The 19,444-nt window shown below is 55.9% G+C and carries 19 protein-coding genes and 1 riboswitch; of the genes, 12 read left to right on the forward strand and 7 right to left on the reverse strand.

Annotated elements, in window-relative coordinates:
- Nucleotides 1–3: 3 nt before the first annotated feature.
- Genes MKY12_RS00485 through MKY12_RS00495 form a run of 3 tightly spaced genes read left to right on the forward strand, consistent with a single transcriptional unit; the run spans nucleotide 4 to nucleotide 1,971 of the window.
- Nucleotides 4–1,161, forward strand: a complete 1,158-nt coding sequence (locus tag MKY12_RS00485; protein ID WP_339312462.1) for a sensor histidine kinase — start codon at nucleotides 4–6, stop codon at nucleotides 1,159–1,161.
- Nucleotides 1,158–1,760 (forward strand): response regulator transcription factor, encoded by a 603-nt coding sequence (locus tag MKY12_RS00490; RefSeq protein WP_339312464.1) that lies wholly within the window; start codon nucleotides 1,158–1,160, stop codon nucleotides 1,758–1,760. The genes MKY12_RS00485 and MKY12_RS00490 overlap by 4 nt, the downstream gene beginning before the upstream one ends.
- Nucleotides 1,761–1,800: 40 nt before the next feature.
- A complete protein-coding gene (locus MKY12_RS00495; RefSeq protein ID WP_339312466.1) occupies nucleotides 1,801–1,971 on the forward strand; it encodes a hypothetical protein in 171 nt (56 codons plus the stop codon).
- 99 nt (nucleotides 1,972–2,070) lie between these two features.
- Here the strand turns inward: MKY12_RS00495 and MKY12_RS00500 are convergent, their stop codons facing one another.
- The 6 genes from MKY12_RS00500 to MKY12_RS00525 form a co-directional block, all read right to left on the reverse strand.
- Entirely contained in the window at nucleotides 2,071–2,895 is an 825-nt protein-coding gene (locus MKY12_RS00500) for an ABC transporter ATP-binding protein (protein ID WP_235192090.1), read from the reverse strand.
- A 79-nt stretch (nucleotides 2,896–2,974) separates the two neighbouring features.
- Nucleotides 2,975–3,736 (reverse strand): ABC transporter permease, encoded by a 762-nt coding sequence (locus MKY12_RS00505; protein ID WP_209877388.1) that lies wholly within the window; start codon nucleotides 3,734–3,736, stop codon nucleotides 2,975–2,977.
- Nucleotides 3,733–4,026: an MTH1187 family thiamine-binding protein gene (locus MKY12_RS00510; protein ID WP_339312468.1), complete on the reverse strand. Its 294-nt coding sequence runs from the start codon at nucleotides 4,024–4,026 to the stop codon at nucleotides 3,733–3,735. The genes MKY12_RS00505 and MKY12_RS00510 overlap by 4 nt, the downstream gene beginning before the upstream one ends.
- 50 nt (nucleotides 4,027–4,076) lie before the next feature.
- Nucleotides 4,077–5,150: an ABC transporter substrate-binding protein gene (locus MKY12_RS00515; protein WP_339312470.1), complete on the reverse strand. Its 1,074-nt coding sequence runs from the start codon at nucleotides 5,148–5,150 to the stop codon at nucleotides 4,077–4,079.
- Nucleotides 5,151–5,299: 149 nt separating this feature from the next.
- Nucleotides 5,300–5,410: riboswitch (TPP riboswitch) on the reverse strand.
- Nucleotides 5,411–5,482: 72 nt separating this feature from the next.
- Nucleotides 5,483–6,934 (reverse strand): hypothetical protein, encoded by a 1,452-nt coding sequence (locus MKY12_RS00520; protein ID WP_339253144.1) that lies wholly within the window; start codon nucleotides 6,932–6,934, stop codon nucleotides 5,483–5,485.
- A 48-nt stretch (nucleotides 6,935–6,982) separates the two neighbouring features.
- Entirely contained in the window at nucleotides 6,983–8,167 is a 1,185-nt protein-coding gene (locus MKY12_RS00525) for an MFS transporter (RefSeq protein ID WP_339312471.1), read from the reverse strand.
- Nucleotides 8,168–8,326: 159 nt separating this feature from the next.
- Here MKY12_RS00525 and MKY12_RS00530 point away from each other — a divergent pair, with 159 nt between their 5' ends.
- The 8 genes from MKY12_RS00530 (at nucleotide 8,327) to MKY12_RS00565 (ending at nucleotide 15,498) form a co-directional block, all read left to right on the forward strand.
- The gene (locus MKY12_RS00530; RefSeq protein WP_339221824.1) at nucleotides 8,327–8,746 is read left to right on the forward strand and encodes a pyridoxamine 5'-phosphate oxidase family protein; all 420 of its coding nucleotides are present in this window, start codon (nucleotides 8,327–8,329) and stop codon (nucleotides 8,744–8,746) included.
- Nucleotides 8,747–8,954: 208 nt separating this feature from the next.
- Complete coding sequence (locus MKY12_RS00535) at nucleotides 8,955–9,989, forward strand: EAL domain-containing protein (protein WP_339312472.1); 1,035 nt, start codon at nucleotides 8,955–8,957, stop codon at nucleotides 9,987–9,989.
- 98 nt (nucleotides 9,990–10,087) lie between these two features.
- Complete coding sequence (locus MKY12_RS00540; protein WP_036732799.1) at nucleotides 10,088–10,762, forward strand: response regulator transcription factor; 675 nt, start codon at nucleotides 10,088–10,090, stop codon at nucleotides 10,760–10,762.
- Nucleotides 10,759–12,198 carry a histidine kinase dimerization/phospho-acceptor domain-containing protein gene (locus MKY12_RS00545; RefSeq protein ID WP_339312474.1) on the forward strand — a complete coding sequence of 480 codons (1,440 nt, stop codon included), beginning with the start codon at nucleotides 10,759–10,761 and terminating at the stop codon, nucleotides 12,196–12,198. The genes MKY12_RS00540 and MKY12_RS00545 overlap by 4 nt, the downstream gene beginning before the upstream one ends.
- Before the next feature lie 58 nt (nucleotides 12,199–12,256).
- A complete protein-coding gene (locus MKY12_RS00550) occupies nucleotides 12,257–13,168 on the forward strand; it encodes an ABC transporter ATP-binding protein (protein ID WP_036732796.1) in 912 nt (303 codons plus the stop codon).
- Nucleotides 13,165–13,881, forward strand: coding sequence for an ABC transporter permease (locus MKY12_RS00555; RefSeq protein WP_339312476.1), 717 nt, complete (start codon nucleotides 13,165–13,167; stop codon nucleotides 13,879–13,881). The genes MKY12_RS00550 and MKY12_RS00555 overlap by 4 nt, the downstream gene beginning before the upstream one ends.
- Before the next feature lie 2 nt (nucleotides 13,882–13,883).
- Complete coding sequence (locus MKY12_RS00560) at nucleotides 13,884–14,621, forward strand: ABC transporter permease (protein WP_076083436.1); 738 nt, start codon at nucleotides 13,884–13,886, stop codon at nucleotides 14,619–14,621.
- A 511-nt stretch (nucleotides 14,622–15,132) separates the two neighbouring features.
- Nucleotides 15,133–15,498 carry a metalloregulator ArsR/SmtB family transcription factor gene (locus tag MKY12_RS00565; protein ID WP_036732785.1) on the forward strand — a complete coding sequence of 122 codons (366 nt, stop codon included), beginning with the start codon at nucleotides 15,133–15,135 and terminating at the stop codon, nucleotides 15,496–15,498.
- Between the two features lie 335 nt (nucleotides 15,499–15,833).
- On the opposite strand, the gene MKY12_RS00570 is transcribed toward MKY12_RS00565, so the two are convergent.
- Entirely contained in the window at nucleotides 15,834–16,820 is a 987-nt protein-coding gene (locus MKY12_RS00570) for a cation diffusion facilitator family transporter (RefSeq protein ID WP_339253153.1), read from the reverse strand.
- A 261-nt stretch (nucleotides 16,821–17,081) separates the two neighbouring features.
- Here MKY12_RS00570 and MKY12_RS00575 point away from each other — a divergent pair, with 261 nt between their 5' ends.
- Nucleotides 17,082–19,418, forward strand: coding sequence for a heavy metal translocating P-type ATPase (locus MKY12_RS00575; RefSeq protein WP_339253154.1), 2,337 nt, complete (start codon nucleotides 17,082–17,084; stop codon nucleotides 19,416–19,418).
- Nucleotides 19,419–19,444: the final 26 nt, after the last annotated feature.

A 19,444-nucleotide genomic window follows, 5' to 3' on the forward strand; every position in this document is an offset into this window, starting at 1 on the left:
TCCATGGTGGCACGTAAGCAGTTCCGGATATTTCCGAAAAGATTCGGTTTCTTCCCCTATATCTGGCTGTTCTATCTGGTGTTCCCGGTGCTGAATCTCGATGGCTACAGCGGCTATAAGCTGGTGTGGGGAGTGGCGCTGCTCCTGCTGTTCCTGGTGATTTACCGCCAGCTCTACTGGGCGGAAGAGAGAACGTATACGGCCTGGCTGGGGCTGCAGATGCTGATTATTGTCGTGCTAACCGTAGTCTATAGCCCCTACAATATGTATATGGGCTTCTTCACCAGCAACTTTATCGGCTGGTATACCGACTTGCGCCGGTTCAGACGGGCCTTGGCCATATTCACAGCTGTGCTGATCACGTTGGCTCTGCTGTCCCTGGATCAAATGTACAGCACGGGGGGATTGCTGTTCATGGTGCCCTTTGCGCTGATGATGCTGATTACTCCCTTCGGTATCCGCTCCATGAACCGGCGGAGGATGCTGGAGAAGGAGCTGGATCAGGCCAATGAGGTGATTAGAGAGATGATCAAGCGCGAGGAACGGATGCGCATCGCCCGCGATCTGCATGACACGATGGGACACACGCTGTCACTGATTACGCTGAAAAGCCAGCTTGTTGAAAAGCTGGTTGTCAAAAATCCCGAGCGGGCGCAGGCGGAAGCCCGTGAGATCCAGCGGACCTCGCGGGCCGCGTTGCGCCAGGTGCGGGAGCTGGTCTCAGAGATGCGTGCAGTCTCAGTTGCCGAAGAGCTGGTTGAGGCAGCGGAGATGCTGCGCAGCGCCGAGATTGCGCTTGAGGTAGAAGGGGATGCAGCGTTGCCGGGCGTATCCGATCTGACGCAGAGTATTCTCAGCCTCTGCATCAAGGAGGGCGTGACCAATATCGTCAAGCACAGCCGTGCGGACCAGTGCCGGATCAGCATCGTAATGACACCCGGCGAGGTACAGATTACGCTGGAGGATAACGGCATAGGGGTAGATGCCTGCGGCTCGGAGAGCACGGATCGCCGGGACGGCAATGGCATGAAGGGAATGGGCGAGCGGCTGGCCCTGATTGACGGTTCACTGACGCTTGCCCAGAGACCCGGAGGGGGAACCCGGCTGACGGTGGTCACACCAAGAGTAGTGAAGGATGGAAAGGATGGGGAAACGGCATGATCAGCATCATAATTGCCGAAGATCAGCGGCTGCTGCGCGGCGCGATGGCATCGCTGCTCGATCTGGAGGATGATATTGAGGTAGCAGGCGAAGCGGGAGACGGGGCGGAGGCGCTGGCTCTGATCGAGCGTGTCCAGCCGGATGTGTGTCTGATGGATATTGAGATGCCGCTGATGAGCGGTCTGGAGGTGGCCGAGCTGCTGAAGTCGCGGGGCTGCCGCACCAAAATCATTATCCTGACCACCTTCGCCCGTCCCGGTTATTTCGAGCGCGGGGTGAAGGCCGGGATTCAGGGGTATCTGCTGAAGGATGAGCCGGTGGATAAGCTGGCGGATGCCATCCGCCGCGTGATGGGCGGGGGCCGCGAGGTCTCGCCCGAGCTGGTCTTCGGCAGCCTGCGCGAAGAGAACCCGCTCTCGGACCGGGAGCGGGAGATTCTGAAGCTGGCTGCCGCAGGCCGCAGCGCCGGAGAGATCGCCGCGGCGCTCCACCTCTCCTATGGCACGGTCCGCAACTACATCTCGGAGATCCTCAGCAAGCTGGAGGTAAAAACACGGATTGAAGCGGTACGGCTGGCGGAGGACAAGGGCTGGATGTAGGGCAGCACGTGGTCCAAATGTAATCGAAAAACCGACCACAATGGGACTGGAGGCAGCACGTGGTCCAAATGTAATCGAAAAACCGACCACAATGGGACTGGGGGCAGCGCGTAGGCCAAATGTAATCGAAAAACCGACCATAATGGGACTGGGGGCAGCACGTGGTCCGAATATAATCGAAAAACCGACCACAATGGGACTGGAGGGGTAGCGTGGTCCAAATATAATCGAAAAAACGATCACATTAGGCTGGCGGGCACATAGCAAATAACCTCCCTACACGGGGAGGTTATACCGCCGGAGTGGTTACTTAGCTCTGGCTCTTCGCCTGCTCTTCGCGCATCCACTCTGAGAGCTGGCGCCGCATCCGGAGGAACTCCGGCGAATCGGCGATCTCTTCGCGGCGCGGACGCGGGAAGGGGACCTCCACGGTGTGGAGGACGGAGCCGGGACGCCCCGAGAAAACATAGATGCGGGTGGAGAGCAGCAGCGCCTCTTCAATGTTATGGGTGATGAACAGCACGGAACGGCGGTTCTCCTCCCACAGCTCCAGCAGCCAGCGCTGCATCTGCTCGCGGGTCAGCGCATCGAGCGCGCTGAACGGCTCGTCGAGCAGCATCAGCTCCTGCGGCGCGAGCATGGCCCGCAGGAAGGCGGCCCGCTGCTGCATGCCGCCGGACAGCATGTGCGGGTAGGCCCGCTCGAAGCCGCCGAGGCCGATCTTCGCCAGCCAGTGGCGCGCAGCCTCGCGGGCCTCCCGCTGCGGGGCGCCTTGCAGCTCGCCGCCAAGCAGGACGTTGTCCAGTGTGCTGCGCCACGGGAACAGCGCGGGCTGCTGCGGCATATAGCTGATCTTGCCGCGCTGCCCGGTCACCGGGATGCCATTCATGCGGACGGTTCCGGTATCCGGCAGCGTAAGGCCGCCGATGATATGGAACAGCGTGCTTTTGCCGCAGCCGGACGGGCCGACAATGGAGACGAATTCCTGCGGCTCCACGGTCAGGGAGACCTGATTCAGCACCTGTGTCTCCCGGCGGCGGTGCTTGAACGACTTGCTGATGCCGCTGACTTCGAGCGCAGGCGGCACACTCCGTGTTCCCAGGCGTCCGTCTCCGTCCGCCTTCTCCAGTTCAATCCTCGTAAGCTCAGACACTTCGCGTAACCTCCTTCAGTTAATTATAAGTACTTCCGTGTTGGGATATCCTCCCGTGGCATTAAGCTTCCTTGCGCGGCTTCCAGCGCACCAGCCATCTCTCCAGGAGGGCAATGAGCGCGAATAATACGAGACTCAGCAGCACGATAATGGCGATGGCCACGAACATCCGGTCCGCACGGTAAGAGGACTTCTGCAGCAGCATATAGTAGCCGATCCCTTTGTCGGCGCCGATCCACTCGGCGACCACTGCGCCCATCACCGCATAAGTGGCGGAGATTTTGAGCCCGGAGAACAGGGAGGGCAGCGAGCCGGGAAGCTCCAGCTTGGTGAAGATCTGCCACTTGCCTGCACCTGCCATCTTCATATAATTCAGCATTACCCGGTCGCTTTGCGTCAGCCCGCCCATGGTCGCAACAGCCACAGGGAAGAAGCAGACGAGGGTGATCAGGATGATTTTGGGCAGCAGGCCGAAGCCGAACCAGATAATCAGCAGCGGGGCAAGCGCAATGGAGGGCACATTCTGGCTGAGAATCAGCAGCGGATAGAGCGCTCGCTTGACCCAGGGCAGCAGATGCAGCAGCAAGGCGGTGAGCAGGCCGATGCCTGTGCCGACCGGGAAGCCGATCAGGGTCAGCCGCAGCGTGGCGGCGGTGTGCTCCCAGATCCCGGAGGCGTTATTCTTCGTCTCACGCGCGATATCCGCGGGGCTGGGCAGCTGGTAAGCCGGGATATCGAACAGCATGACCGATAGCTGCCATATCCCGACAAAAAAGAGGACCGCCACAAAGGGCGGCCACACTAGCTTCCAGGTGCTTCTCACGGCCGGTATTTCTCCGTCAGCTTCTCCATGCTGATGCCGCCCGGATTATGGGCGATCTTGATCTGTGAGATGACACTAGGACTGCCGGAAGCGACCAGCGCCTCATGCATATCACGCACAATATCCAGCAGCTCGGATAGCTCGCCTTCCATCGTAGTCTCCAGCGGATTCACCTGATGCTTCACGCCTGACTTTTGAATCACCTCTATAGCCTTGTCCACGTAAGGGATGGAATCCTCGTTGTTCGGTGTCTTGGGGATTACCTGAATGCTGAGCAGTGTATTAGCCATGATCAATCATCCTTTCAAGTTAAGTATAAGATTCCCGCCATGCGGGTTCATTATGATTCCGGCAAAAATTCATTCGTAAACGTACTCTCCGCATCCAGCGGCTTATCCAGCAGCTTCAGGCCGTACATCCAGTCGGCGTAATTCTTCCAGATCTCAAGCTTCTGCTCACCCCAGCGCGGGGCGTCGTCCTTGTATTTCGGGCTAAGCCATTTCTGACTGGCCAGCACCAGCTTGGGGTCCAGATCAGGTACAGCATCCGACAGTACCGTCGCGGCTTCTTCCGGGTTATCGATAGCGTACTGATAACCCTTGGACGTAGCCTTCAGGAAGGCCTTCACCACTTCAGGATGCTCGGCGATCTCCTTCTCGCTGGTGGTCAGCACCGGTGTGTAGTAATCCAGCTGCGGCGCATAATCCTTAAGATAGAGCATATCCAGCGGCTCCCCGCGCAGCTCGGCTTCCACCCCGGTCCAGGCATAGAAGATCCAGGCGAAGTCAATATCCCGCTTCACGGCTGTGAAAAAGTCCGCTTCGCCGATATTCACCAGCTTCACCTTGGAGACATCCCCGCCTTCGGGGTCCATGATGGCTTTCATGGCAGCCTGCTCCGCAGGGGAGCCCCAGCCTCCGTACGTTTTGCCTTCAAAATCCTTCGGCGTCTTAATATTGCGGTCCTTCGGAGCCGCAAAGCCCGAGGTATTATGCTGAATGATTGCAGCAATCGACACCAGCGGCACATCCTGCAGGCGGGCTAGGGTCAGCGCCTCCTGGGCGCTGATGCCGAACTGGGCTTCGCCGGAAGTGACCATAGTATCAGACCCGGCAGCGCCTGGCTGTACAATCTGTACGTCAAGACCTTCCTCCGCGTAATAGCCCAGCTCCTTAGCTGCATACAGGCCGGTATGATTCGTGTTCGGCGTCCAGTCCAGGGCAATCTTGACCGGAGTCAGCGCCTTAGGTGCATCTGTGGGTGCGACTGCGGTTGCATCAGGTGCAGCCGTACTGTTCCCGGCAGCAGGTGCGCTGGCCCCCGCATTGCCGCTGTTGTTCCCGCCGCCACATCCCGCGACTGTGAGAACCAGCATGGAACTGAGCAGCAGCATTACTGTTTTTTTGACTCCCATTTCTCTTTCTCTCTCCTTCCAGCAACCCCTGGTCTTCAGAGCTTACAGAAACCCTATTCCTGTACATCCTTAGAATCAAAAAAGCGTCCCGAAGATCGGGACGCCAGTTACTTGCGTGAGGGGAATTCAGCTTCAGTACCGCTTAAGGCACTGTGCCGAATGATGATTCCTACGCTGGCATTATCCAGATCAGGTATAAGGGTCAGTATCTTGTGGGATACAATCTCAGCCGGCCAATTCCAGCACCCCTGGTTCTATAAAGTTCACGGGTATTGCTATGTTCTTACGGTGTATTATAGACGGCAGCTTCGACATTGTCCACCCTCTGTGCCTTAATCCCTCGTATAATGCCGCTTCTTGCGGCGGCTGCGGATGCCGTTCCAGATCTCTCTCAGCGTTAAGCCGACACTGACGGTGATCCCCGAGAAGGTCAGGAACAGAGCCAGATACTCGAACGCGGAGTACTCCAGCATTTTGCTCCAGTCAATCTGGCCCTTCAGATCCTCGATGACCTGATTCATCCCGTAGATCCCGCTGATGACCGTAAATACGGTGAGCACCATCAGGAGCGTATCCCGCCGTTTGGCCTGGAATTTGTCCTGATACTGGAACAGGTCATTCAGGGTCATTTTCACCTCATCGAACAGCGCATCATTGCCATACACCTTACGCAGCTGAAAAAAAATCTCCCGCCCCTGCGACTGCGAAATCAGCTCCAGGAAGTAGAATTTGGCCGAGAATTTGTTGATCAGGAAGATCAGATTCTCGATCTCATCGTTGTCGTGGTTGATACGCAGCCGGGAGTGGAGGTTGGCGAGCTTCAGCAGCACGATTTTATGAAAAATACTCAGCAGCATTCCGTAATAATACTCTCCGTACATCTGGCTGATCAGGCCTGCGGCAATCTCCGGCTTCGCCCGGCTCACGCAGCAGAAGGTCTGCTCATTGGTCATATAGTAGGTGTCCGGCCCCCAGCGGCTATAGCAATGCTCCCGGGTGTACTGCTTGATATAATCCGGATCACTTGCACTCATGTAGGGGCTGCCGTCGATGGTCAGACCATCCACCTGAGAGGCACGGTAGAGCATTTCGACACTGATCTCTTCCTCGTCCTCAGGGAGATTAACGCCGTAGAAGGCCTGCACCAGCATTCGTTCATCGACGAAGAAGGGCAGGGTCTCGAAATAATTGCCATTCGTCTCCGCAGGATCGAGATACGGCTCCAGCCCGGCTGCCAGATGCCTGAACACGAAGTCCTCCACCCGGGCAAAAGACTTCTTATGACAATGGATGAAGGTATGCTCATCCTGAACGCTTACATCCTCCAGGTTGCGGAACCGGTCGGCGAATTCGAGTACCATGCTGAAGGGGAGATTCTCCTCCTCAATAGCCACTCTTACCGTCAGGAAGCCCAGCTCGAACGGGCAGAGGAACACATCGGTCGACAGCACGCGGAAGGGAACCGTCTGAAAGGGCATTTGCAGCCCGCACAGCAGATCACTCACCCGGGAAAAGCGGCGGAAGGAATCCCTGTCCTTCTCATGCGGAAACAAGACATGGGCGGCAAAAGGAAGATAGCTGCGCTCCATTTTCTCATGGGATACACAGTGGTTCTCTCCGTAATAGGCATGCTCCAGTTCCTTGTTCTCAAGAAAAAAACGCGTAAATCCATCCTGCTGTAAACTCTCAATCAGCTCTTCATCGACCTCGGCCTTGATGGAGAAGGGGAAAATGAATTGCAGCAAGGCGGTATGCAGAGTGGGCTCGGAATGCAGTTCAGCCATGTGTGGGTTCCATCCTTATTCACAGAATATGGACCTTGTTGTATACAATTACCCGATTCTCCAGGCGGTCACGCTCAGCACGAATAACAGCGCGGCAAAAGCGGCCAAAAGTCCCGAGGTCTGGGCGATCTGCAGATGATCCATGGACCAGCCGGTCAGCAGCGGCAGCACCGCGCCGCCGACTCCGCCGGAGGCGATCATAATGCTCGGCGTGGATTCTTCCGCGCCGGGCAGCAGCTTGCTGGAGAAGACCAGCGCGATGGAGAAGATGCCGGACATGAACAGGCCAAGCAGCAGGATGATGGCAAAGGCGGCAAGCCGGTGACCGGCGAACGGGAAAATAACGAGCAGCAGCAAAGCGGCAAAGCAGCTGACGAGCACATAGATGCGGTAGGAAATCTTCTCGGCGATGACACCGGCGAACAGTCTGCCCGCCGACATGGCCAGCCAGAAGAAGGTCACCGTGAGTGCAGCCGCGGCCTCGCTCATGCCCAGCTTCGCAATGAAGATCGCCGGCATGAAATTCACCAGGCTCATCTCAGTGCCTACATAGAGAAAGAAGAACAGAATGAACAAGCCCAGCACGACCCATTGCTTGCCCTTGTAGGGCAAGGACAACCGTCTGGTGGTTCCCGCTTCCGCTGCCGCAGCGCGGTCAGGGCGGGCAGGCCGCTCATTCAGCGCGCTGTCCAGCGGGCCGAATCTGCTCTTCGCCCAGAAGAGCAGCGAGAGGAGGGAGAAGGCGGCAACGATCAGGAAGGCCAGCCTCCACTGCCCGGCGGCAATCAGCGGACTGGCCGCCAGCGGCATGAGCAGCGCCCCGACACCGAACAGCACCTCCAGCCGGCTCATGGCAACCGCCGTTCCTTCGGTGACTGCGGCAATAATAATCGTGCCGATGACGGCTTCGATCATCCCGAAGCCGAACCCTGCGGCTACGGCAATTACGTACATCCAGCCCCAGGGCGGGAGGAAGGCGTAGGCAATCTCGGCACAGAGCAGCAACCCTGTGGCAATCAGAATACCGCCGCGCTTGCCGAACCGCCGGTTCAGCAGCGGCGAGACCAGTACGCCGGCCAGGAAGCCCGCGAACTGGCTGAAGATCAGCTCGCCCCCTGCACTGTAGCTGCGGTCATAATGCTGGAGCAGCACCGGAAGAATGGAGCCCAGGACGACATGGGCGAGGCCGATTACGAAATAGGAGAGACAGCCGATCCAGATTAGTTTTTTCAAGAATAAGACTCCTTATGAATCAATTTATGAACAGATGGCGGGATTCAGAATGAACGGGAAGGGTACACTATATTAGGCACAGGTTAATCATAAATCCAAACCGTGGACGTGAATATATAAACTTATATTCACATGAATTTGAAGGGAGCTGTGACGTCAATGGATAACAAAGAGCTGGAGAAAACAATCATACAGGTGCTGGACGACAACAGGTTCGGTTCCTTCGGCACGATTGAGGCCGGTAACAAGCCTAAGGTGCGTTACATGGCGATATTTCATGACGGACTGTCCATCTATCTGGCAACTAACCGCAAGACTCATAAGGTAGAAGAGCTTCAGGATAATCCGAATGCTAGTCTCTTGCTTGGCTATGAACAGGGCGGCGGCAAGGATGTACTGGAGATTGAAGCTACAGTTGCTGTGACGAAGGATGATAGCTTGCGCTCTAAGGTATGGAATGAGTCCCTGGAGAAATGGTTCAAGGGACCGGATGATCCCGATTATGTCATTCTTGAGCTGTCCCCTTCGCGGATTGAATATATGGGTAAGAACGGTGAGCACGGGGTATGGCAGTCTTAAGCGGTTGTCTCCGGTAAAAGGATGGCAGTGGCCGGTAACGGATAAGTTCCGCCTAAGCCTAAGTACTATATAGTCCGGCAATCCGGGCCTCTTAGGAACCTCCATGGTTCATAGGGGGCCCTTTCTGCTGCTGCTTTTCGGATTGTGCCTAAGGAATCATGCTATAATGACCTCAGGTTATCGACATCATGAGGCGGAGGGGATTGCCATGAACTGTGTTGATTGTGCTGACATCGACCCGATAGAGGATCAAGGGGAGCTGAAGCTCCGCCCCTGCTCTGATCCGCTGGCTGCTGCCATCCGGAATGCCGGTTATGAAGTATTTGAGACAAGCAAGACCTGTACCATTCCATATCATCGTAAGGAAGAGCTGTTGAAGCTTATAGAATGGCTGGTGGCGGCTGAGGACATAGCCGACTCCTTATCCGTATGCGTTAAGAGCAAAGGTGCCCCTGCGGCCCCGGAACGGTGGCTGACCTTCGATCAGCTGAAGGTCCGCTTCGCTAACGAGAATCTGGTGTCCATCATTATGAGCCATGATTTCTGCAGCCACATGCAGCCGATTGTGAATTTCAGCGAGGAGATTGTCGGCTTTGAATTTCTGCTGCGCCCGCTGCCCCAGGGCAGTTATTTTCAGCCTTATGAGCTGTTTGAGATTGCCCGGCGGACAGGGTTTCACTCCTTCCTTGACCGGGCCGCCCGGATCTCGGCAATAGAGACCAGCAGTAAGCTGCTGCCTAAGGGCATCAAGCGGTTCATTAACTTCCTGCCCTCTTCTATTTATAATCCCAAGTATTGTCTTACTCATACCTTCGAGGCGATCCGGAGGCTGGACCAGAACCCGGCGGACTATGTATTTGAAGTAGTGGAGACGGAGCAGATCAGCGATATTGCCCATCTGCGCGCCATCTTCGCCGAATACCGCCAGCAGGGGATGCGGGTTGCGCTGGATGATGTGGGCGCGGGCTATTCGACCGTTGAACTGATGTCCAGCCTCCAGCCTGATTATGTCAAGGTTGACCGCAGTCTGATCAGCTTCTGTGACAGGGATGAGGGGAAGCAGCGGATGCTTAGGGAGATAATCTCCAGGGCCGGAGAATTCGGTGCAAGCCTGCTGGCCGAAGGCATTGAACGCCGTGAGGAATTCCTGGTCTGCCGTGATCTCGGTATGGATTTGGGACAAGGCTATCTGTTCGGGCTGCCGGAGGATAAGCCTCCGGGAAGGTTTGGAATTACGGCCTGAACAGCAAGGATCATTCTCCCCGGATACCGCAGACCTCAAGACTGCCGGTATCCGGGGATTTGTTTTGCCAGTTGAAGGAAGAAAGGACGGAGAACAACGTGAGTGTAACCCTATTGTACGTAGAAGATGACCGGGAGATCGGCAGTGTCGTAGCTGCAGATCTGCGGGAACGGGAATATGCTGTGCGCTGGCTGGAGAGCGGAGACGGGGCGCTTGAAGCTGCAGAGGGCTGCCAGCTTGCGATTCTGGATGTGATGCTGCCGGGGCTGGACGGCTTCACCGTCGGCCAGCGGCTGAAGCGGGCCTATCCGGAGCTGCCGGTTCTGATGCTCTCGGCGCGCACCTCCATTGACGATAAGCTTCAGGGGCTGGACTTCGCGGATGATTATCTGACCAAGCCGTTTCATCCCGATGAGCTGGCGGCGAGAATCGAGGTTCTGCTGAGAAGAAGCGGCGCTGCCGCGCCCGCTCAGTTGACCCTTAAGCATCTGGTTGTCATACCGGGGAGCAGTGTGGTCACGGAAGCTGCGACCGGACGGGAAATTATGCTTACCGGTAAGCAGTTTCAGATCTTCTCTTATCTGCTGCGGCATCTGGGCCAGATTCTGACCAAGGAGCAGATCTATGAGGCGGTCTGGGGGGAGAGCTATATCGAAGGCGACAAGACGCTGATGGTACATATCCGTTATCTGCGCGAGAAGCTGGAGCTTGATCCGGCCGCGCCGGAGATTATTGAGACGGTCCGGGGGATCGGCTACCGGGTGAGAGGGTGAAGGGGGCAGGGCGTTTCCAGCTGCTGCACCGTTCGCTTCTTTTTCGTTATCTGCTGATTATTGTAGCTGCACTGCTGTTCGTGCCGGTTGTTATTCCGCTGACGATTGCCGTATACAGCATCTTCGCGGGGGCTACTCATACAAGTCCACCCAAGGAGTATGAACAGTATTCCAGTATAGATAAGCTGGAGATTCTGTGGCATGAGGAAGCGCGCAAGCTTCTTGGTGAACCCCCGGCGGATATTACCAAGCGGCTGTCGGCCTTAGGCGAAGCCTATCCGCTGTCGAGAATATTCTGGGTCGATCCTGCGGGCACAACACAGCTGGTGACAGAGCCTTCAGGACCGCCGCTGCTCTTGACGGGAGAGGCTCCGGCTGTTCCCGTCCAGTGGAGCGCCGCTGAAGCGGTATCCTTCATGAAGGACAGTGCGGTGCTGAAGCCGCTGGCGATTGTCGCTTTTATAGGAGACCGGGCAGAGGCCGCAGAGGGCTTCATGGTCATGCAGATTCCTGAGGATATTACGGAAAGCAAATATGGGGCAGGACTGGATAAATGGTATACGATTGCCATGCTGGTGTTCTTCCTGCTGTTCATCACCAGCTCCTGGTTCTTCTTCATCATGATCCGCAGAAGACTGTTGCGGCTGCAGACCGCTATGGTGTTCACCGGGCAGGAGGGATTGCCGCAGATTGTTCCGCCGGGGAAGCCGGATGAGATCGGGCGTCTGGAGGAAGCATTCAATACCATGGTGACGGAGCTTAAGGCAGGCCGTGCCAGAGAGGCGGAAGAAGAGGCGCTGCGCAAGCGGCTGGTGGCCGATCTGTCGCATGATCTGCGGACTCCGCTGACCGTCATTCGCAGCCACCTCCATGTACTGGGCAAGGAGCCGTTGTCACCGCATGGCCAGTCCTCCCTTGAGCTGATGGATCAGCGGATTGAGAGCCTTGGCATCCTAATTGAGAACCTGCTGTCCTACAATCTGCTGAACAGCGGACGCATTGCGCTGCACCCGGAACGCCGGGATGTGCTGAGACTGGTGCGGGAGAGCGCCGCCGCCTGGTATCCGGTGTGGGAGAAGGAGGGGTACCAGATCGAGATTGATCTGGAGGGAGCGCCGCTGTACTGGGAGATCGATGACAGCTGGTTCCGCAGGGTGCTGGATAATCTGTTCCAGAACATTCTGCGTCATGCGCGCAGCGGATTATATGTTGGAATACTTACGGAGATCCGTGAGGGTAACCGGGTGATTATCATCTCCGATCACGGCGGCGGCCTTGCGCAGAGCACGGACTCCGCAGGAGCCGGCCTGGGCCTGTCGATTGTCGATCTGCTGCTGAAACGGATGGACCTGGAATGGAGCATGGAGAGCACGGCGAAGGGGACCGAGGTTGTGATCTGGAAGCGGGACACCCCGAACAATTTAAACAAAATTTAAACTTGCTGCTTCCGTGCTTTTAACCTTGGGGCGTTATGCTGTTACCGAGGTGAAGAGAATGAAGGATACAGTGATAGAGACAAGAAATCTGCTTAAGGAATACCGCGGCCGTGCGGCTGTGAAGAACCTGAATCTCAATATTACAAAAGGGGAAATCTACGGCTTCCTCGGACCGAACGGTGCCGGCAAGACAACAACCATCCGCATGCTTCTCGGCCTAATCAAGCCGACCTCCGGCAGCATTGAAATCTTCGGCAAGGAGCTGCGTGCGAACCGGATGCAGATTCTGCGCAAGGTAGGCTCGCTGGTGGAATCGCCGTCCTACTACGGGCATCTGAGTGCATGGGACAACCTGGAGGCGATCCGCCGCATTCTGGGTGTGCCCAAGGTGCGTATTGCCGAGGTGCTGGAGATCGTATCGCTTACCGGGGAGGAGACGCGGCCAGTCAAGGGCTTCTCGCTGGGCATGAAGCAGCGGCTGGGGATTGCGGCAGCCCTGCTGGGCAGCCCGGAGCTGCTGATTCTCGATGAGCCGACCAACGGACTGGACCCGTCAGGCATACAGGAGATCCGCTCCCTGATTAAGCGGCTGCCTGGGGAGCAGGGCATTACGGTTCTGGTATCCAGCCATCTGCTGAGCGAGATTGAGCAAATGGCCGGTACGGTAGGCATTATCCGCGAGGGGCAGATGGTCTATCAGGATACCATTGCACATCTCCAGCAGCAGGCGGCCGGCCATCTGCGTCTGGCGTTATCCGAGCCGGAGACTGCGCTGATGACGGCGGTGCGGCGCGGCTGCGGCGGCGAGCTGCAGGAGGGCCGGCTGGTCCTGCCCCGGATGAGTGATGCGAGAGTATCGCTGCTGGTCAAAGAGCTGGTCGAGGAGGGTCACGCGATCTACAGGGTGGAGGAGCACAGGCAATCTCTGGAGGAATTCTTCCTGCAGGTGGTTGGGGGAGGGGAGCTATGATGTGGCGTGCGCTGTCGGCCGACTGGCTTAAGATCCGCGGCAAAGGCATTTGGTTCCTCGCCTTCCTCGGCCCGCTGGGTCTTATCGCCATGCAGGGGCTGAATTTCGGCCTCCGCTATGACTATCTTCGCGGGCAGTACCGGGAGGACCTGTGGGGTGGCCTGCTCAGTGAGGTCGTACCCTTCGTACCGATTGCCCTGTATCTTGGAGGCACACTGATCTGCTCTCTGATTGCGAATGTCGAGCATCAGACCAGCGCCTGGAAGCAGCTTCTGGCGCTGCCTGTCTCCCGTACGGCTGTGTTCATGGCGAAGCTGCTGCTCTGCCTGCTGTTGCTTATCGTGTCCTGCCTGCTGCTGTCGGCAGGAACTGTCGTCCTCGGGCTGCTGCTCGGATTCGGCGCTCAGCCGATACCGTTTGCAGATGTCCTGCGGATAGGCTTCGCCGCTTATGCTGCGGCCATGCCTGTCATTGCACTCCAGCTGTGGCTCTCTCTATCCAGCCGGAACCAGACCCTTCCGGTATCGGTGGGATTGACCTTGTCGCTGGTCAGCCCGTTCGGTGTGTACTTCACGGAATGGTTCCCGCTCTCCTGGCCGGTCTTAGCCTGGAGTGATCCGCGTCCTTGGCTGTTCAGCGGAGCCGGCCTGTTGCTTGGACTCCTGGTAATCCTGCCTGGAGCCATACATTTCGCGCGAAAGGATGTGGACTGAATATGCGGACTTTTCTGCGAATAATGTCTGCGGAGTGCATGAAGATAGCCGGATTCCGCACCTGGCTGTTAATACTGCTCAGTCCGCTGATCTCCCTGCCGATAGGCGCGCTTTCGGACATGCAAGAGGATAGGGTGATAACCTGGCAGGTTCTGCTGAGCACAATGTCAGCGGTACATGCGCTGCTGTTTCTTCCGGTACTCTCTGGACTCTTCGCTGCTTTAATCTGCCGCAATGAGCATAGTGACGGCGGCTGGAAGCAGCTCCTGGCGCTTCCGGTTACACGAACCTCCGTATATTTTGCCAAATATGCATTAATTGTAGCGCTGTTGGGTGCGGTTCAGCTGCTGTTTCTTGCAGGGGTTCTGGGAGTGGGGTGGTATCGGGGTGCAGAGGGGGGAATTCCCTGGGGGCTGCTGCTGAACAGCCTGTTCGGAGGCTGGTTTGCCTGCCTGCCGCTGGCTGCACTGCAACTGGCGATCTCTCAAGGCTGGAGCAGCTTCGGCGCCCCGCTTGCGCTGAATGTCTGCTTCACCATTCCCAATATACTGATTGCCAACTCCTCCACCTACGGTCCTTATTATCCATGGGTACAGCCGGTGCTGGCCATGTCCCCCTTCGGCGAAGAACGGTTCGGCGCCTTCAACCTGCCGCTGGAGAGCCTGATGATTGTAGTGGCGGGGAGTCTGCTTCTGTTCCTGGGCGCTGGCTTGATAGCCTTTTGGCGTAAGGCGGTATAAGGTTAGCAGGTATCGGAATGCGGCTGGCGGGAAATGTTAAAACTAATCACATGTTAGGGTTCACGTACGATTTACGTATGCGACTAAGGTATACGAGGTATGCTTAAATGCACTCTGTACAACTAAATCACCCTGATATATGGCCTAGGAGTGGTTTAGTTGCACTTCGTACATTTAAAAATCCATCTGTACCGGATTCTCACCCATTCGGGCAGATTTAGTTGTACAGACTACAGTTAGAAGAGGAAAACCTTTCTTTTCGGGGTTTTTAGATGCACAGACTACAACTATCACTGAATGATCACTGAATGTTCGAAGCGAACCCGAACGAAACTGATCATACTAGCTGATCTCGCTGATGGATAGGCTATACATCGCCGCATGTTTGAATGAATTCCCTCCCGTATTTTCTTCTCAATGGACATTGGACGCCATTTTTTCTATAATTAATCGTAGAAGATACTATTAAGCGCCGGTGACACCGGATGAGCATATGGAGGAGGGCGGGAGCATGGAACCAGCGGCACTTGAAGAATGCGACAACACCTGTAATGGTTCCGAACTGGAACCGGAATCGATGGCCTTGATTCTGCCGGACCGTGAGATCACAGATAAGATGGCAGAAATGTTCAAGGCACTGGGTGATCCAACAAGAGTTCGGCTGATCTACGCATTATCCCAGCAGGAGCTGTGTGTGCATGACTTGTCCTCTATACTGGATATGGGACAATCGGCAGTCTCCCATCAGCTCCGCTATCTGCGCAATCTGCGGATTGTGAAGCGCCGCAAGGAAGGCAAGACCGTATATTATTCGCTGAATGATGCACATGTGGAGCAGATTTTCCTGCAGACCCATGAGCATATCCGGCATGAATAGATTGTTATGACAGCAAGGGCTGTCCCAACGCCGGGTAATGGCTTGGGGCAGCCCCTTTTATATTATGATGTGCGATAAACCAAATATATGTGGAAAACAGCATACAATTGGTCGTTGTGAGGGCAAGTGGTTCGAATATATGTGGAAAACAGCATACAATTGGTCGTTGTGAGGGCAAGTGGTTCGAATATATGTGGAAAACAGCATACAATCGGTCGTTGTGAGGGCAAGTGGCCGAATATATGTGGAAAACAGCATACATTCGGCAGGCATACAGAATCGTTAGATTTTCCTCGGACTCCCTCATTCTCCCTTACCCGCTTACCACCTCTTCCTCAGACCGGAAGATCACCGTGCTTCACAGCAGAATTCTCAATCTGCAGTGTGGAGTGCTGGATGCCGAAATTCTCTTCCACTAATTTAAGTGCCTGCTGCAGCACCTGTTCTGTATTCACCCCGTCTTTGATCAGCAGATGACCGCTGAGAGCATCCAGGCCGGAGGTGATGGTCCAGATATGCAGGTCATGCACATCCTGAACCCCTTCAATTTGAAGTAGCGCCTTTTCGACCTCTTCGGCATTTACGCTAAGCGGAGTTCCTTCCATAAGGATATGGAAGGCCTGCTTGATGACACCCCAGGCGCTGCGCAGGATGAGCAGGGCGACCAGCACACTGATGATAGGGTCTGCCACATACCAGGAGAACAGGTTCATAATCAGACCAGCCGCCAGCGCGCCGACGGAGCCGAGAGCATCGCTGATTACATGCAGGTAAGCGCTGCGGATATTGATATTGTCTTTAGCCCCGCTTTTGCGCATCAGTGACCAGGCGCTGACGAGGTTGGCCAGCAGTCCGACACTGGCAATCAGCATCATCGTTCCGCTGGCTACCACCGGAGGGGCGGAGAAGCGTTGGAAGGCTTCATACATAATGAATCCGGAGATTACAAACAGGGTCACCCCGTTGAACAAAGCCGCCATAATCTCAAACCGGTGGAAGCCGTAGGAGTTCTTGGAGGATGCCGGTTTCACCGCGATAATCATGGCCACAAGGCTAAGGGCAAGGGAGGCGGTATCGCTGAGCATATGCCCCGAGTCGGACAAGAGAGCCAGGCTCCCGGTGAACAGGCCGCCGAAGAATTCAAGGAACATAATACCGCCGGTGATAATTAAGGCGATCAGCAGGCCTTTCTTATTATCCGGTGCGTGGGAATGCGCATGTGAATGGGAGTGGGAGTGGGAATGCGAATGCCCGCCAGCGTGCGAATGAGTGTGTGTTCCAGCATGCGAATGAGTGTGTGAATCGGTTTTGGAATTGTTCATTAGATAGGACCTCTTTTCAGTTAACATATGAATGATTGCTCATATGTTAATATTATGGCCAGCTCAGACAAATTACAAGCTTTTTTATATAGATGAAGAATAGTTTGTCCAAAATAACTCCATCGGCATCCAGATTCTTCACAGTACATAATTAGCCACAATCTGTGGGCTGAATGCATTGACACTGCATGATTCAGGGGAATATAATAGGTGTAAGTTAACATATGAACAAATACTCATATATAGGGACGATCAAGGGAGATGAGTCATTTGAGTACGGTAGAAGACAATGTGAAGCGCAAGTGGGTCCTGGATGGGCTGGACTGCGCGAACTGCGCTATGAAAATCGAGAATAAGGTTAAGAAGATTGAAGGCGTGTCCTCCTGCTCCGTCAACTTCGCGACGAAGACCATGACACTGGAGACAACAGCTGCTGCTGCAGATGAGATCGCGAAGCAGGCTGAGCATACGGTAACCAAGCTGGAGCCGCATGTGAAGCCGCGTGCGGTTCGTGCTTCGCGTGCGGTCAAGAAGCCGTTGTCTGCGGAGGGGGCAGCTCAGGTACGCGGCGTAGCGGTTCAAGGACAGGGTCATGTTCATACCCACGTCGAACCGCACGGTCATGAGCATGCCCATGGAGAAGGACATTCCCATGAAGAGGGGCACCCGCATTCACATGCTGCTGAGCATAGCCACGGCCAGGAGGATTCACATGGCCACGGACACAGCCATGAGCATGGGGAGGGCGATACGCGCCGCATCCTGATGCGGCTGGGCGGCGGTGCCATTCTGGCTGCGGCCGGGATGTTCCTGCCGGTCAGCGGGATCACCGAGCTGCTGATCTTCCTGGCAGCTTATCTGATTGTCGGCGGAGAGGTCGTCCTCGCCGCTGCCCGGAATATTGTAAGGGGCCAGGTGTTCGATGAGAACTTCCTGATGGCCCTTGCGACCATCGGCGCCTTCGCCATCGGCGAATATCCCGAAGGCGTTGCGGTTATGCTCTTCTATCAGGTAGGTGAGCTGTTCCAGGGAATGGCGGTGAACCGTTCACGCCGTTCGATCACAGCGCTGATGGATATCCGGCCGGAGTTCGCCTATCTGAAGGAAGGCAGTAATCTGCGGAAAGTGTCCCCCGAAGAGGTTAGAGTAGGAGACAGCATCGTAGTTAAGCCCGGTGAGAAGGTTCCGCTGGACGGGATTATTCTGGAGGGCAACGCGATGATGGATACCTCGGCACTGACCGGAGAATCCGTTCCCCGTTCTACTCAACCGGGCAGCGAGGTACTCAGCGGATTCATTAACCGCAATGGTGTGATTACCATTGAAGTGACCAAGGACTTCGGTGAATCGGCAGTCTCGCAGATTCTGGAGCTGGTCCAGAATGCTACGAATAACAAAGCAAAGACAGAGAATTTCATCACCAAATTCGCCCGTGCCTATACGCCGGTCGTAGTCATAACAGCGCTGCTGCTGGCCGTGATTCCGCCGCTGATTCTGAGCGGAGCCACCTTCTCCGACTGGATCTACCGTGCACTGGTCTTCCTCGTTATCTCTTGCCCTTGTGCGCTTGTCGTGTCGATTCCCCTCGGGTTCTTCGGCGGGATCGGTGCCGCATCGAAGAACGGGATTCTGGTGAAGGGCAGCAACTATCTGGAAGCCTTGAATGATGTGAAGATCGTTGTGTTCGATAAGACAGGAACCTTGACCAAAGGCCAGTTCACGGTAACCGGCAATGTTCCGGCGGAAGGCTTCACAGAGCAGGAGCTGCTGCGGGTAGCGGCTTATGCGGAGAGCCACTCCGGCCATCCGATTGCGGAATCCATCCGTGCAGCCTATGGCGAAGCTATTCCGGGTGAAGCCATTACCGGCTATAACGAAATTTCCGGCCACGGCATCGCAGTTACCGTGGAGGGGAAGGCAGTGCTGGCCGGGAATGCGCGGCTGATGGAGCGTGAAGGGATTGCCAGCGTAACTCCGCAGGAGTACGGGACGATCGTTCATATTGCTGTAGATAAGCGCTACGCAGGCTATCTCGTCATTGCAGATGAAGTGAAGGATGATTCTCTTAAGGCGATTCAGGCTCTGAATGCATTGGGAATCCGCAAGACGGTTATGCTGACGGGTGACGCCGCTCCGGTAGCCGAGTCTGTCGGCAGACAGCTGGGCATTCAGGAGATTCATGCTGAGCTGCTGCCGGGAGATAAGGTCGCAGCGATTGAACAGCTGGAGCGGGAAAAGGGACCGAAGGAGAAGATCATTTTTGTCGGGGACGGGATTAATGATACTCCGGTGCTGGCCAGAGCGGATGTCGGGATTGCCATGGGCGGACTTGGCTCGGATGCGGCCATTGAGGCAGCGGATATTGTAATCATGACGGATGAGCCTTCCAAAATCGCTTCCGCCATCGGGATCGCCAAACGGACGCGGACCATTGTCTGGCAGAACATTGCTTTTGCGCTGGGAGTCAAAGCGGTCTTTCTGCTGCTGGGAGCGTTCGGAATTGCCACGATGTGGGAGGCCGTATTCTCAGATGTCGGAGTTACTGTACTCGCTGTACTGAACAGCATGCGCGCCTTACAGCCGCCGAAATCGGTATAATCGTGTAAGATGAATCGATAATGAAA

This window comes from Paenibacillus sp. FSL M7-0896 (genome assembly GCF_037975415.1).
GTDB classification, from domain to species: Bacteria; Bacillota; Bacilli; order Paenibacillales; family Paenibacillaceae; genus Paenibacillus_AQ; species Paenibacillus_AQ silagei.